The organism is Amycolatopsis deserti, assembly GCF_014653945.1.
GTDB classification, from domain to species: Bacteria; Actinomycetota; Actinomycetes; order Mycobacteriales; family Pseudonocardiaceae; genus Amycolatopsis_E; species Amycolatopsis_E deserti.
In genome coordinates this window covers 343,130-356,836 of the sequence record NZ_BNAU01000002.1, presented here as the reverse complement: position 1 = coordinate 356,836, position 13,707 = coordinate 343,130, and the positions used below count along the sequence as shown (strand labels likewise).

The window sequence follows — 13,707 nt, the reverse complement described above, 5'->3', positions numbered from 1 at the left end:
AGCGGTTGCGTAGCTGGCTGGTTCCGACGCCTGCCTGTTGTGGTCGAGGCCGCGGCGAGGCAACGTGAGTGTCTCCCCTGTCTCGGCGGCGATCTGGTCGTGTGGTTCGAAGCTTGCGGGGAGCACCGTGGGGAGCAAGCTGGGAGCAGGACTGCGGGCTGAACGGTCCGGAACGAGGCCCAACGGACCTGAATGCCGCGCACTGACCTGCAGTAGTCGAATTCCCGCAGGTCAGCGCGATATCACGGACGTAGTTCACACCTAAGTGGTCGTGAGCCATGACGCGTCCAAACTTAGCCGCGGTTCCGCCAGGATCGTTCATGGGAGCGGCATGACTTCTTCAATGACGAGCGTTCCCGCGTGTTTATGCTGGTCAACCCAGGTCCCACCCTTTTGTTGGCCCCGCCCAGGACTCGAACCTGCGTGGCACGGCACGGTTGCTGCGCTGCCCGCTGAGTAGTGCGAGCAAGTCGAATGTCGCTCCGCGTGGGGCTGGACAGAGTCAGGACGACCCGCCGGAAAATGATCAAGCGAGCAACAACAGTCCCTGGCCAGAACCGGTGGGCCGGGCGGGGCTCGAACCCGCGGCCAAGGGATGAGAGTCCGAAATCACCCTGCAGGAGGAGATCCTGCAGGCAGGACTGGCCCCAGGTGCGTATTTGGCGCGTCCGTGGCAGGCGTGGGCCTGGGTTCATGGACAGGTTCATGGACAGGACGAGCGCCGTCGCATGGTTTGGTCGCTCGTCGTTTCCGGAAGGGGCAGCGCAGGAGGCCGCCGCCGTGGAGGAGCCATTGGCCGCTCATCCGGGCGGCGTCGGGGAGGCGAGGGACGTGACGAGGCGCGGGCAGGTCGATCAGTGAGGCGGCGAGTAGCTTCACGTATCAGTTGACGTCGAGGACGTCTTCGATGTCGGCCTCAGCGGTGCCGTTGGTCTCGGTCAGACAGACGAGGCGGCGCTCGTCGAGCAGACCACGGCTGGCCACCTGCGCGATCCGCTGATTGCCGCCCCCGGCGACGTCCATCAGGACCGTCTCCTTGAAGTCGCTGCCGCCGAGCAGCGAGACAAACGTGCGGGTACCTGTCTAGTCCGTCGGCGGGAGTGATGGTCCAGCGGGGATCGAGCGGGGTGCCGACCGCGCGTGGGATCACATCGAAGGATAAGCGGTTCCCCGGCGACGAGGGCGCCGCCACCGGACCTCGTGCGCTCGCCCGCCCGGCCGGCCAATGGTTACCGACGGGTTGCTCATTGTCGGACAATCGACCGTTGACCGCTGGACCGGCTGCCGGTCAATTTACGTCCATGACGACGACACTCACTGGCTCGCACCCCGGTACCGCGGCGGTGCGCCGGCGGATGCGGGAGTTGCTTTCGGCGCCGGGCTGTGTCGTGGCGCCTGGCTGCCACGACGCGCTCGCCGCTCGGATCGCCCAGGACGAGGGTTTCGACGCTGTCTACCTCTCCGGCAACGCCGCGTCGGCCGGGCTGCTGGGCCGGCCCGACGTCGGCCTCGCCGGCCTGTCCGAAATGACCCAGCGGGCGCGCTGGGTCGCGAGCTCGCTGCGGATACCGGTTGTCGCCGACGCGGACGCTGGCTACGGTGACGCCCACGCGGTCGCCCGGACCGTCACCGAGTTCGAGCACACCGGCGTCGCCGCGATCCACATCGAGGACCAGGACCTGCCCAAGCGGTGCGGCGCCATGGGCGGCGTGCGGATCGTGCCGTTCGACGACGCGGTGGCCCGGCTCCGGGCGGCGCTGGCCGCGCGGACCGACCCCGGGATGCTGATCATCGCGCGGACCGACGCCCTCGCCCTGGGCGATCTCGACGAGGCGGTCCGCCGGGCGGAAGCGTTCGCCGAACTGGGCGCGGACCTGGTGATGGTCGAAGACGTGGCCTCCGCGGAGCAGGTTGAGGCCCTGCCGCGACTGCTGCCCGGCGTTCCCCTGCTGTTCGACGCCTTCGAGGTCTGGCCGTGGACCGTCCGGAGCACGCGTGAACTGGGCGAGCTTGGGTACAAGATGGTGATCATGTGCCTGTCGACGACGCTGGCCTACGCCCAGGCGGCGCGCGCGGTGCTGCGGTCGATCAAGACGCGCGGATCGGCCCGCGAGGTCGGCGAACTGCTGATGCCGCTCGGCGAGTACGAGCGGGTCCTCGGCGCCGACGAGTTCGATGTGGAGGGTCGGCAGTGAGCGGCGGCGAGCGCGTCTGCCTTGTGACCGGAGGTGCCGGCGGTATCGGCAGGGCGATCACGGAATCCCTGGCGGGGCGCGGCGACCGTGTGGCGGTGCTCGATGTGGACGAGCGCGCGGCGGCCGAGGTCGCGCGGAACCTGCCCTCGGCAGAGGGCACGCACCACCTGGGACTCGGGTGCGACCTGCGGTCGGAAACCTCGGTGAGTGCGGCGTTCGACACCGCCGAACGGGAGCTCGGTGGCTTGCACATCCTGGTGAACAGCGGAGGTGTGCGTGAGATCGTGGATGTCGTGCGAATCTCGGTGGCGCAGTGGCGCGAGGTCATCGACGTCAACCTGACCGGCACGTTCCTCACCTGCCGGGAGTTCGCCGTCCGTGTCGCTCGGCTGGGCGACACCGCTCCCAGGGCGATCGTGAACATCGCCTCGGTCGCCGGGCTGGTCGGCATCAAGAACCGGCCCGCGTACTCGGCGAGCAAGCACGGCGTCATCGGATTGTCGAAGAACTTGTCCACCGATCTGGCCCGGTACGGCATCAGGGTCAACGTGATCGCGCCCGGCACGATCAGGACCCCGATGACGGAAGGCTATTTCGCCGACGAGGGGTTCGTGTCCGCGCTCTCGGCGCTCGTGCCGCTGGGCGCGTCCGGCACCGTCGGCGACGTCGCCGCGGCCGTTGATTTCCTGACCGGAGAAGGAAGCGGATTCGTCACCGGAGCCGTGCTCACCGTCGACGGCGGGTGGTCTGCGGAGAAGGGCTACAGCGTCGATCCCGGCAGCGCGTACTTCGCCGCCGCGAACGGCACGCCGGCACCCGGCACGAGGAGGGCCGTCCCGTGAACGGCATCCTGGAGCGGCGCACCCTGCGGGAGCAGGTCGTCGACAGCCTCCGTTCGGAGATCGCCGCCGGAGCCCTCCGGGCGGGCACGCCGCTGGTGGAGACGGCCTTGAGCGCGCGGTTCTCGGTCAGCCGCGGCACGGTGCGCGAGGCGCTGCGGGAGCTGCACGAGCGCGGCCTCGTCGTGCACCAGCCGAGGACCGGCACGTTCGTCCGGCAACTGAGCGCCGAAGAGATCACCGGTGTCTACGAGGTCCGCGCCGCGCTCGAAGGACGTGCGGCGATGGCGATCGCCCGGTCCCCTCGCTGGGCCGAGCACGCGGACCGGCTGGAGGAGCTGGTCGACGCGATGCACCGTGCCAGGCGAGAACCCTTCCTGAAACGGATTCGCGTCGACATCGAGTTCCACCGGGAGCTGTGCCGCCGATCCGGCAACACGACACTCGCGCGCTCCTGGGAGCTCTTGGTCGGCCAGATGGACAGCGTGCACTCCGGAATGGGCGAGTCGACCGTCGCGCCGCTGATGTCCACCGAGGACCACCTGGTCATCGTGGACGCGATCCGCTCCCGTGACGCCGCGCTGATCCAGCGCACCATCGACCGGCTCATGGCGCATTCGGCCGAGCAGTTGCTCAGCTCGCTCGCCAACCCTGGCCGCACCACGACCAGCTTCGCGGACAACCGGCTGCCGTCCTGAGGCGGCCCGTTCCGGCAAACCCGCAGCTCGGCACGCGCAGCCGTGACGCCCACCACCACGATCGAAGGTACTCGACGAGGAGACCGCACATGGCCAACGAACAACACCTGCGATCCCGCCGGCGGGACGGAAACGCCGTGCCGACGGGGTCGGCGCCGAGGACGGTCGTCCTCGCCAGCACCGTCGGCACGACCCTTGAGTTCTACGACTTCATCGTCTACGGAACCGTCGCGGCGCTGGCGTTCAACAAGCTGTTCTTCCCGGCCGCCGCGGCCGGGGTGGGGACACTGCTCGCCCTGTCCACGTTCGCGGTCGGGTTCCTGGCCAGGCCTGCCGGAGCCGCGCTGTTCGGCCACCTGGGGGACAAGATAGGCCGCCGTCGGACGCTGATGCTGACCTTGACGACCATGGGTGCGGCGACCGTCCTGATCGGACTCCTGCCAACCTACGGAACGATCGGTTTCTGGGCGCCGCTCCTGCTGGTCGTCCTGCGCGTGCTCCAGGGCGCGGCGGTAGGCGGCGAGTGGGGCGGCGCGGTGCTGCTCATCGGTGAGCACGCGGGCGCCGGCCGCCGCGGCAGGGCCACCAGCTTCGCCCAGCTGGGCAGCCCGGTCGGGCTGCTGCTGGCCAACGGCGTCGTCCTGGGGATGGTCGCCCTGGCCGGCAAGGAGGGGTTCCAGGAGTGGGGCTGGCGGGTGCCGTTCTTGCTCAGCTTCGTGCTCATCGTCACCGGCGTCGTGCTGCGCCGCCAGGTCGAGGAGTCGCCCGTGTTCCGGCAGCTCCAGGCCGAGCAGACGATGGCGAAGTCGCCGGTGGCCGAGACCTTCCGCAGGCACTGGAAGCGGCTGCTCGTCGCGATCGGGGTGACCGTCGTGTCGTTCGGCGGCTACTACGTCTTCACCACGGTCGCGCTCGCCTACCTGGCACTACGTGGCGTTCCGAGTTCCTACGGCCTGTACGGCACGGTGATGGGCGCCGCGGCGTCGGTTCCGGTGATCCTCGCCAGCGGCGCCCTCTCCGATCGTTTCGGCCGCCGGCCCATGTACGCGGTGTCCACCATCCTCATGGGACTGTGGGCGTTCGCGTTCTTCCCACTGGCCGGGACCGGGTCGCCGGGTGGTGTCATCACCGCGATCGCCGTCGGCATCGTGGTCTGGGGCGTCCTCTACGGGGCGCAGGGCGCGTTCCTGCCGGAACTGTTCCCCTCCCGGGTCCGGTACACGGGCGCCTCGCTCGCCTACCAGGTGACAGGTGCGCTCGGTGGCCTGGTCCCGGTGGTGTCCCTGTCGCTCCTGGAGGGATTCGGCACCGCCTTCGCGATCGCCGCGTTCGTCGCGGTGACCGCCGTGATCTCGCTGGGTGCGCTCGGCACGGCGCCGGAGACGGCCCACCTGGACTCCAGCGAGCTGGAGGCGGGCCAGTGAGCGCGCTCGAGGTCGAGCACCACCACGCCGAGGTCGGCGAGGTGCGCCTGCACTACGTCACGGCGGGAGTGCCCCACGGCCGCGGGGCGGACACCGTGGTGCTGCTGCACGGCTGGCCCCAGACGTGGTACTGCTGGCGGCGGGTGATTCCCCTGCTGGAGAACGATTTCCACATCGTCGCGCCGGACCTGCGCGGGTTGGGTGACTCCTCGCACGCGTCCGGTGGTTACGACGCGCGCACGGTGGCCGGTGACATCGACGTCCTGCTCCGGGAACGGCTCGGGCTGGACCGCTTCCACGTGATCGGTCACGACTGGGGCGGTATCGTCGGCTACGGCCTGGCCGCACACTTCCCGGGACCGGTGGCGAGCCTGACCGTTGTGGACGTCGCGATTCCCGGCGACGGCAGCCCGGACATCAGCCAGGGCGGACGCCGCTGGCACCACGCACTGCACCAGACCGCGGATCTGCCCGAGAAGCTGGTCGCGGGCCGCGAGGAGATCTACCTGGGCTGGTTCTACGACCACTACGGGCACCGGCCGGACGTCATCACCGAGGACGAACGCGCGGAGTACCTGCGCACCTACACCGATCCCGGTGCGTTGCGAGCCGGTTTTGAGTACTACCGGGCGCTGGAGCGGACCGCCGCGGACAACGCGCGCCGGTCCGCCGAGTACCGCGTCGGGATCCCCGTTCTGGCTCTGGGCGGGGCGGCCGGCTGGGGCCGGGGCGATCAGGTCGCCGACTCACTGCGCCGGCTCGCCGACGACGTCACCGGTGGTGTCGTCCGGGAGGCGGGTCACTGGGTGCCCGAGGAACAGCCCGCCGAGCTGGTCCGGCGGTTCCGCGCACACCTGGTCGCCCGGTTTTGACGATCCACCAAGACCACCTGCCGGTCTCTTTGGTGTTCGGACGAAGACACGGTGCCCCGCGCCCCGGCAGGATCTGCAGGAACGGCCGGAAATCCCAGTGAGGAGAACACCGATGAGAGGCGAGGATGTCCGTTCGCTGATCGTCAGCGAGCCGACGGGGCCCGATGCGCTCAGGATCGGATCGCTCAGCCTCTTGCCCGCACCGGACGAGGTCGTCATCGACGTCCACACGGCGGGCGTGACGTTCCCCGACCTGCTTCTGACCCACGGGCGGTACCAGGTCAAGCCCGAGCCCCCCTTCGCGCCCGGGCTGGAGGTCGCCGGGATCGTGCGGTCGGCCCCCTCCACAGCCGGTGTCGTGCCCGGTGACCGGGTCATCGCGTTCACCGGCCACGACGGCGGCTACGCCGAGACGGTGGCGGTGCCCGCGCAGCACGTCGTGCCGGTCCCGGGCACCATGGGCTTCGACGAGGCCGTCGGCCTGATGGTCAACTACCAGACCTCCTACTTCGGTCTCGTCGAGCGCGGCCGGCTCCGTGCCGGCGAGACGGTGCTGGTGCACGGAGCGGCCGGGGGTGTGGGCACCGCGGCGGTGCAGATCGCCCGCGGGCTCGGCGCTCGCGTCCTGGCGGTCGTCAGTGACGAGGGCAAAGCCGACGTCGCCAGGGAAGCCGGGGCGGAGGAGGTCATCCTCGTCGGCGACTGGATCGACGAGGTCGGCGAGCGCACCTCCGGCCAAGGCGTCGATCTCGTGTACGACCCGGTCGGCGGCGACCGCTTCGACGCCAGCCTGCGCCTGATCCGGCCACAGGGCCGCATCCTCGTCATCGGGTTCGCCGAGGGGCGAATCCCGCAGATCGCGGCGAACCGGCTGTTGCTCCGCAACATCGACGCCGTCGGCGTCGCGTGGGGACACTACGTGCCCCACGACCCCGCGTTGATCCGCCGCGTCGGCGGGAAGCTGAACGAGCTCGCCCAGGCGGGCCACGTCCGTCCGCTCGTCGGCGCGACCTACGCGCTGGAAGACGGCGCGCAGGCGCTGAAGGACCTCGAGGCGCGCAAGACCGTAGGCAAGAGCGTGCTGAGGCTGCGCTGACATGACCGAGCGGAATCTGACCGGGCGCACCTTCCGACCGTGGACCTACGAGGTCGGGATCGAAAAGATCCGGGAGTTCGCCACCGCGCTCGGGCACGGCGAGGCCTGCTACTTCGACCGCGAGGTGGCCCGGTCGATGGGTTTCCGCGACGTCGTGGCGCCCCCGATGTTCGCGGTGGTGTTCTGCAAGTGGATGGGGCCGGCGGTCCGGCACCCCGACGTGGGCATCGACTACGCGCACATGCTCCACGGCGGGCAGGAGTTCGAGTTCGGCGCGCCCGTCTGCCACGGCGACGTCATCACGACCAGCGCCGCGGTCGCGGACGTCTACGCGAAGAGGGACCTCGAGTTCTTCGTGTTCTCGTCCCATTCGGCGAACCAGTTCGGTGAGACCGTCGCCGACGGGCGGTGGACGATGATCGTCCGCGGCACTGACGGCTAGTCATGCGGAGGTGACATGTCCGGACCCTTAGGTGGCGTGCGGGTGGTCGAGCTCGGCGGCATCGGGCCCGCCCCGTTCGCCGCGATGATGATGTCCGACCTCGGTGCCGAGGTCGTGCGGATCGACCGGCCCCTCGGCGGCGACCTCGGCGAGCACCAGCAGCATGAGCTGGATCTGCTGCTGCGCGGGCGCCGGTCGATCGCCCTGGATCTCAAGGCGCGCCGCGGCCAGGAGACCGTCCTGCGCCTGCTCGACCGTGCCGACGTCCTGCTCGACCCGTTCCGCCCGGGCGTCGCCGAACGGCTCGGGATCGGGCCTGGGCCGGCGCTGGAACGCAACCCCCGGCTGATCTACGGGCGGATGACGGGCTGGGGCCAGACCGGTCCGCTGGCCCCAGCCGCGGGGCACGACATCAACTACGTCGCGCTGGCCGGTCCGCTGGCGGCGATCGGGCGCCGGGACGCACCGCCCCCGCCCGTGCTGAACCTCGTCGGCGACTTCGGCGGCGGCGGCATGGTCATGGTCGTCGGCGTGCTGGCGGCCCTGCTCGAGCGCGCCGGGTCCAACCGGGGCCAGGTGATCGACGCCGCGATGGTCGACGGCACCGCGGCGCTGTTCGCCAGCATCGTCGGGTTCATGAACATGGGCGTGTGGAACGGCAACCGGGAGGACAACTTCCTCGACGGGGGCGCGCCGTACTACGACTCCTACGCCACCGCCGACGGCCGGTACATCACGATCGGCTCGATCGAACCGCAGTTCTACACCCTCCTCCTGGACCGGCTGGGCCTGGACCCCGGCGAGTGGCCGCAGGATGACCGGTCCCGCTGGCCCGCCCTGCGGGTCCGGCTCAGCGAGATCTTTGCCTCCGCGACCCGCGATCACTGGGTGGAGGTGTTCGAGGGCACCGACGTCTGCTTCGCGCCGGTGCTCACCGTGGACGAGGCGATGGCGCACCCGCACCTCAAGGCGCGGGGGACCTACGTGACCGAGTTCGGCATGCGGCAGCCCGCTCCCGTCCCGCGCTTCGACCGCACACCGGGCTCGATCCAGTCACCGCCCTGTTCCCCGGGTGAGCACACCAGGGCCGCGCTGGCCGACTGGGGCTTCGCCAAGCGGGAGATCGCGGAGCTGATCGAAGCGGGCGTCGCAGTCGACCGTCCCCGGGTCGCCTCGGCATGACGGGGAGCGGGCACGTGAAACGAGGCGGAACCTTCGAGCTCACCGTGACCCCGGACCGGTACCTGCCGCACCGGTACGCGGGGGCCTCGGAGGACTTCAACCCCATCCACCTCGACGAGGAGTACGCGCGCGGAGTGGGCCTGCCCAGCAACATCCTGCACGGTCTGTACACGATGGGCATCGCTGCTCGCGCGGTGATGACGGCAGCCGGTGGTGATCCCCGTGTCCTGCGCCGGATCGCGGTGCAGTTTCGCGGTTTCGGCGTGCCGGAAGAGGAAATCGTCGTCCGGGGCTCGGTCCGTGCGGCGGACGGCGCGGGGATCGTGGCCGATTTCGCCGCCGACCAGAACGGCCGTCCGCTGATCCGTGGTGGCGAAGCGGTCACCCGGTCCTGAGGAGGAGTACACATGGGACAGTCCGGCAGCTCGGCCGCGGACGAGTGGAAGCGCGTCCTGGGCACGCTCGACCAGGACCCGGAACGGGGCTTCAACCTCGCCCACGAGTGCTGTGGACGCTGGTCCGCCGACGCCGATCGGCTCGCGCTCGTCATGTGCCACCCGGACGGCAGCTCACGGCGCCACACCTACCGCGACCTCTTCGGCCAGGCGAGCCGGGCCGCCGACGCCTTCGTCGCCGCGGGGCTGCGCCGCGGGGCCAAGGTGGGCGCGATCCTCACCCGCCAGGTCGAGGCCTGGATCGCCGCGCTGGGCGCGTGGCACGCCGGGATGGTCTACGTCCCGCTCTTCTGCGGGTTCGGGCACGACGCCATCGCGCAGCGGCTCAACGCCGCCGGAGTCGAGGCCGTTGTCGTCGACCAGCGCTGGCGGCAGGTTCTGGAGGCCGCCCGGCCGCTGCTGCGGCGCGACATCCAGGTGTTCACCGTCGCCGGTGCCGACGGGGCGGGTCCGCTCGAGGGCGACCGGGACTTCCTCGCCGAGCTCGACGCCGGCCACCCGGTCACGCCGATGGCCGACACGGCGGCGGACGAGACGGCGGTCGTCATGTTCACCAGTGGGACGACCAGTGAACCCAAGGGGTGCGTCATCCCGCACGCGGGCGTGATTTCGCTGCTGCCCTGGTTCGACCACAGCGTGACGGCCGGTGAGCAGGACCTCCTGTTCACCACCACGGACCCGGGGTGGTCGTTCGGCCTGCTGTCCACCGGTGCGGCCCCGATGGTGCGCGGGGTCGCCCGGGTCATGTACGCCGGCGACTTCGATCCGGATGCCTGGCTCGACGTCGTGGAACGCGAGGGGGTCACCTGCCTGACCTCCGTACCCACGGCCTACCGCCGGCTGGTCGTGGCCGCGGCCGAGCGGGGCATCCCGTCCACGGTGCGCTGTGCGGTGAGCGCGGGGGAGCCCCTGGACGCGGACACGGCCGCGCGGTGGCGGCGGTTGTCGGAGGCACCGCTGCGCGACGGATACGGCCAGACGGAACTGGGCATGGTGCTCGCCGACCTCGCCGACGACGGCAGGGAGACGGTGCCCGGCTCGCTCTCCGGGGTCGTCCCCGGCTGGGAGGCGCGCCTGCTCAGCGAGGACGGGGAGTTCGTCGAGGGTCCCGGCCAGGGGGAGATCGTCTTCCGGCGCCCGCTCTACCAGCTGACGAGCAGCTACGCCAACGCCCGGGACCTGTGGGAGTCCCGCCTGGTCGGCGGGGAGTGGTTCCGGACCATGGATGTCGTCCGGCTCGACGAGGACGGCCGGTGGTGGTTCGTGGGACGGGGCGACGACGTCATCGTCACCGCCGGGTACAACGTCGGCCCCGGTGAGATCGAGTCGGTGCTCACGTCGCACCCGTCGGTCCTCGAGGCGGCGGCGGTCGCGGCCCCGGATCCACGGCGCGGATCGGTGGTGCGCGCCGCGGTGGTCCTCGCCGCCGGGGTCACCCCGTCAGAGGCCCTCACCGCGGAGCTCCAGGACATGGTGCGCCGGGAGATCGGACGGCACGCCTACCCGCGCATCGTCGACTACGTCCCCGATCTGCCCAAGACGGTGACGGGCAAGGTCCGGCGCGCATCGCTGCGGGATCAGCCGCCGCGGCTCGCGGACGCCGGGTAGTCAGGGCGATCGGATGGCGGCGAGAACGAGTTGTACGGCCAGCCTGGCGTCCGGATCGTCCAGATCGAGTGGGGCCAGGTCGGCCAGCCGTTTGAGCCGGTACCGCATCGAGTTCGCGTGGATGTGCAGCGCCTCCGCCGCGCGCCGGACGTCGCCGAACGAGTCGAGGTACACCCGCAGGGTCCGCTGGTAGTCGGTGCCGTGCAGGCGATCGTGCGTGCTCAGCCCGTCCAGCAGACCGCGGGTCAGGACGGGGCGCGCCCGCAGGAAGGACACGACCTCGTGGAGGAGGACCTCGTGCCGCAGGGCGCTGAAGCAGCCGGTGCGGCGCTCGCGCGCCTGGAGGACACGCAACGTCAGGTCGGCCTCCTCGCGGGACCGGAGAGCGGACGCGAGCCCGTGCACGGCCGAACCGGCCGCAGCGCACACCGGTGCCCGCGCCGCCCGCTCGAGGTCCGCCGAGGTCTCCCGCACCAGCTGGTCCACGGTGGCCTCGGACAGTTCCGGTGCCACGTGCAGCAGGTAGGTCCGCGCGCTGAGCGTGGCCGCGAGCCAGGTGTGCGGCTTCATCCGCGCGTACCGGGACAGCGCGCGCAGCGCCACCGCGCCGGGGGGCTGGATCCCGGTCCCGAAAACCAGGATCACGGCGTCGACGTCGTCCCCGTCGACCTCGAGCTCTTGGGCCAGCTGGGCGGCGGGCAGGTACCCGCCCAGGAACCGGCGGAGCAGCCGGGCCCCTGGATGCTCGCCTCGTGCGCGGCCTCGGCGGGCGAGTTCGGGGGCCACGATGCCGGCGAAGTCGCGGGCGAGGCCTTCGACGTCCGGGGCCAGCTCCGCGTCGTCACTCATGAGCCAGAGGTAGCCCACCACGCGCCCGTCCGATCGGACCGGCCGGATGTAGCGCCGCAGCGGCGACGGCCAGGGTGCGTCGAGCCGGATGAGCCGGTCGTCGCGCTGCAGGCGTTGGCGGATCCCGGACTCCTCCATCCACCGCAACCAACGGTCGGGGGTGCGGCGGTTGAGGATCGCCGACCGCCGCGCCTCGTCGTTGGGCTGCCCGGCGACCGCCGAGTAGGCCAGGACGCGAAAGTCCGCGTCCTCGACCACCACGGGGCCGCCGAGCAACCGCGCGGCCGTGTCGACGGCCTCGAACAGGTCCTCGACGGGCCCGGGCTCCGCCGGGAGCTCGCTCAACCGCCGACCTTGCGGTCACCGGCGGTCCAGTACCGGTCCCGCAGCTGCCGCCGCATGATCTTGCCCGACCCCGTCTTGGGCAGCTCGGTCACGAACTCCACGGACCTGGGTTTCTTGTAGCTCGCGAGGTTCGCCGAACAGACCGCCACCACCTCCTCCGGGGTCAGCGAGTACCCGTCGCGGACCACGACGACGGCCTTGAGCGCCTCGCCCCACACCGGGTCCGGGACGCCGATGACGGCGACCTCGGACACCGCGGGCAAGGTCGACACGACGTTCTCGATCTCGGTGGGGTACACGTTGAACCCGCCGGTGACCACCATGTCCTTCTTGCGATCGACGATGTAGAGGTAGCCGTCCTCGTCGAACCGCCCGAGGTCACCGGTGCTCGCCCAGCCCTCGGCGTCGACCATGTCCGCCGTCGCCTCGGGCAGGTACCAGTAACCCATCATCGTCTGGTCGCCGCGCACAGTGATCTCGCCGACCTCGCCGTGGGGAACCTCGGCGCCCGCGTCGTCGACCAGCTTGACCTCGACGAACGGGCTGATCCTGCCGGCGCTCGCCAGGCGTGCGGGAATCCCGCTCGCCGGGTCGAAGGAGTGGTCCTGCCGGGACAGGCAGGCGATGGGGATGGGCAGTTCGCTCAGCCCGTAGAACTGGATGAACACGTCCCCGAACACCTGGCGCGCCCGGGCCAGCCGGTCGGGCGCGATCGGCGATCCGGCGTACACGACGGTGTGCAGCGACCCGTAGTCCCCGGTGCGCTGCTCGGCTGCGAGCACCAGGAGGTTCAGCATCGTCGGCACCATGGGCAGGATCGTCACCCCGTGCCGCTCGACCAGCTCCAGTGTTTCGGTGGCGTCGAACTTCGGGCAGGTCAGGTGGGTCGCTCCCCGGACGAAATATGACGGAGCGACGTACCCGCTGAGGTGGCTCAACGGCGCGACGTGCAGTACGAGGTCGTCGTCGCGGGCCGGTGGCAGCTCCACGAGCTCGTTGCGCACCATCGCCGCCCAGTTGGCGTGGCTGAGGGTCGCGCCCTTGGGCATCCCGGTCGTCCCGCTCGTGTACAGGATCGCGGCCGGCTCGTGGGGGAGCGGCGGCGCGTAGGGCGCGGGTGCCGCCTCGCGCAACTTCTCCAGCGTCGTGTCACCCGGGCCGCCGTCCACGGTGACCACGTGCCGCAGCGCGGGCAGCTGGTCACGCACCCCGGCCAGCCGCTCGGCCCACTCCGGCGCGGCGAACACCACCGCTGCGGCGCAATCGGTGAGGATGTGCACCACCTCGCGCAGGTGCAGCCGGATGCTCAGGGCGGTCCGCACGAAGCCGCCGAGGAACAGGGCGTGCTCGATTTCGAAGAACTCAGGGCAGTTCCCCAGTAGCAGGACGCCTCGGTCGCCCCGCCGGACGCCCAGGCCGGTGAGCCCGCCGACGATGCGGTGGACGCGCTCGCCCAGCTCGCGGTAGGTGATCGCCCTGTCCCCGTGGCCTACGGCGATCCGGGAGCCGTACTGCCGGTAGCCCCGCTCGTAGAGGTCCGCGACCGTGACCTGAGTGGCACGCTGCCGGTGATCCAGTCCGTCGGGGCCGATCACGCCGGAGCCCCCGGACGTGCCCTGACCCACCTGGGTCGTTCCGCTGAGCATCGTCGCCCAACCTCCTCGCCCGAAACAGCGGGTGTACTGATCGGTCTGGAATTGCC

General features: G+C 70.9%; 13 protein-coding genes. 10 read left to right on the top strand and 3 right to left on the bottom strand.

The genetic code is table 11. The annotated features are described in order from the left end of the window. Nucleotides 1–882 precede the first annotated feature (882 nt). Nucleotides 883–1,023, bottom strand: coding sequence for a hypothetical protein (locus IE290_RS10170; RefSeq protein WP_191244292.1), 141 nt, complete (start codon nucleotides 1,021–1,023; stop codon nucleotides 883–885). Between the two features lie 278 nt (nucleotides 1,024–1,301). Between IE290_RS10170 and IE290_RS10165 the strand changes: the two genes are divergently transcribed. From IE290_RS10165 to IE290_RS10120, 10 genes are all read left to right on the top strand, one after another. Then, complete coding sequence (locus tag IE290_RS10165) at nucleotides 1,302–2,195, top strand: isocitrate lyase/PEP mutase family protein (protein WP_191244291.1); 894 nt, start codon at nucleotides 1,302–1,304, stop codon at nucleotides 2,193–2,195. Beyond that, entirely contained in the window at nucleotides 2,192–3,037 is an 846-nt protein-coding gene (locus IE290_RS10160) for an SDR family NAD(P)-dependent oxidoreductase (protein WP_191244290.1), read from the top strand. The genes IE290_RS10165 and IE290_RS10160 overlap by 4 nt, the downstream gene beginning before the upstream one ends. Then, nucleotides 3,034–3,732, top strand: a complete 699-nt coding sequence (locus tag IE290_RS10155; RefSeq protein ID WP_191244289.1) for a GntR family transcriptional regulator — start codon at nucleotides 3,034–3,036, stop codon at nucleotides 3,730–3,732. Before IE290_RS10160 ends, IE290_RS10155 begins: the two co-directional genes overlap by 4 nt. Nucleotides 3,733–3,821: 89 nt before the next feature. Further along, nucleotides 3,822–5,156, top strand: a complete 1,335-nt coding sequence (locus IE290_RS10150; RefSeq protein ID WP_191244288.1) for an MFS transporter — start codon at nucleotides 3,822–3,824, stop codon at nucleotides 5,154–5,156. Next, nucleotides 5,153–6,028 carry an alpha/beta fold hydrolase gene (locus IE290_RS10145; RefSeq protein WP_191244287.1) on the top strand — a complete coding sequence of 292 codons (876 nt, stop codon included), beginning with the start codon at nucleotides 5,153–5,155 and terminating at the stop codon, nucleotides 6,026–6,028. Before IE290_RS10150 ends, IE290_RS10145 begins: the two co-directional genes overlap by 4 nt. A 112-nt stretch (nucleotides 6,029–6,140) precedes the next feature. Further along, the gene (locus IE290_RS10140) at nucleotides 6,141–7,124 is read left to right on the top strand and encodes an NADPH:quinone oxidoreductase family protein (protein WP_191244286.1); all 984 of its coding nucleotides are present in this window, start codon (nucleotides 6,141–6,143) and stop codon (nucleotides 7,122–7,124) included. Between the two features lies 1 nt (nucleotide 7,125). Next, the gene (locus IE290_RS10135; RefSeq protein WP_191244285.1) at nucleotides 7,126–7,566 is read left to right on the top strand and encodes an FAS1-like dehydratase domain-containing protein; all 441 of its coding nucleotides are present in this window, start codon (nucleotides 7,126–7,128) and stop codon (nucleotides 7,564–7,566) included. 15 nt (nucleotides 7,567–7,581) lie between these two features. After that, on the top strand, nucleotides 7,582–8,748 hold the full coding sequence (locus IE290_RS10130; protein ID WP_191244284.1) for a CaiB/BaiF CoA transferase family protein: 1,167 nt from the start codon (nucleotides 7,582–7,584) through the stop codon (nucleotides 8,746–8,748). Nucleotides 8,749–8,762: 14 nt separating this feature from the next. Beyond that, nucleotides 8,763–9,143, top strand: coding sequence for a MaoC/PaaZ C-terminal domain-containing protein (locus IE290_RS10125; protein WP_229874382.1), 381 nt, complete (start codon nucleotides 8,763–8,765; stop codon nucleotides 9,141–9,143). 12 nt (nucleotides 9,144–9,155) lie between these two features. Continuing rightward, a complete protein-coding gene (locus tag IE290_RS10120) occupies nucleotides 9,156–10,811 on the top strand; it encodes an acetate--CoA ligase (protein ID WP_191244282.1) in 1,656 nt (551 codons plus the stop codon). Here the strand turns inward: IE290_RS10120 and IE290_RS10115 are convergent, their stop codons facing one another. Both IE290_RS10115 and IE290_RS10110 read right to left on the bottom strand, forming a co-directional pair. Beyond that, nucleotides 10,812–12,005, bottom strand: a complete 1,194-nt coding sequence (locus IE290_RS10115) for a PucR family transcriptional regulator (RefSeq protein WP_191244281.1) — start codon at nucleotides 12,003–12,005, stop codon at nucleotides 10,812–10,814. Further along, complete coding sequence (locus IE290_RS10110) at nucleotides 12,002–13,651, bottom strand: class I adenylate-forming enzyme family protein (protein WP_191244280.1); 1,650 nt, start codon at nucleotides 13,649–13,651, stop codon at nucleotides 12,002–12,004. The genes IE290_RS10115 and IE290_RS10110 overlap by 4 nt, the downstream gene beginning before the upstream one ends. Between the last annotated feature and the right edge of the window lie 56 nt (nucleotides 13,652–13,707).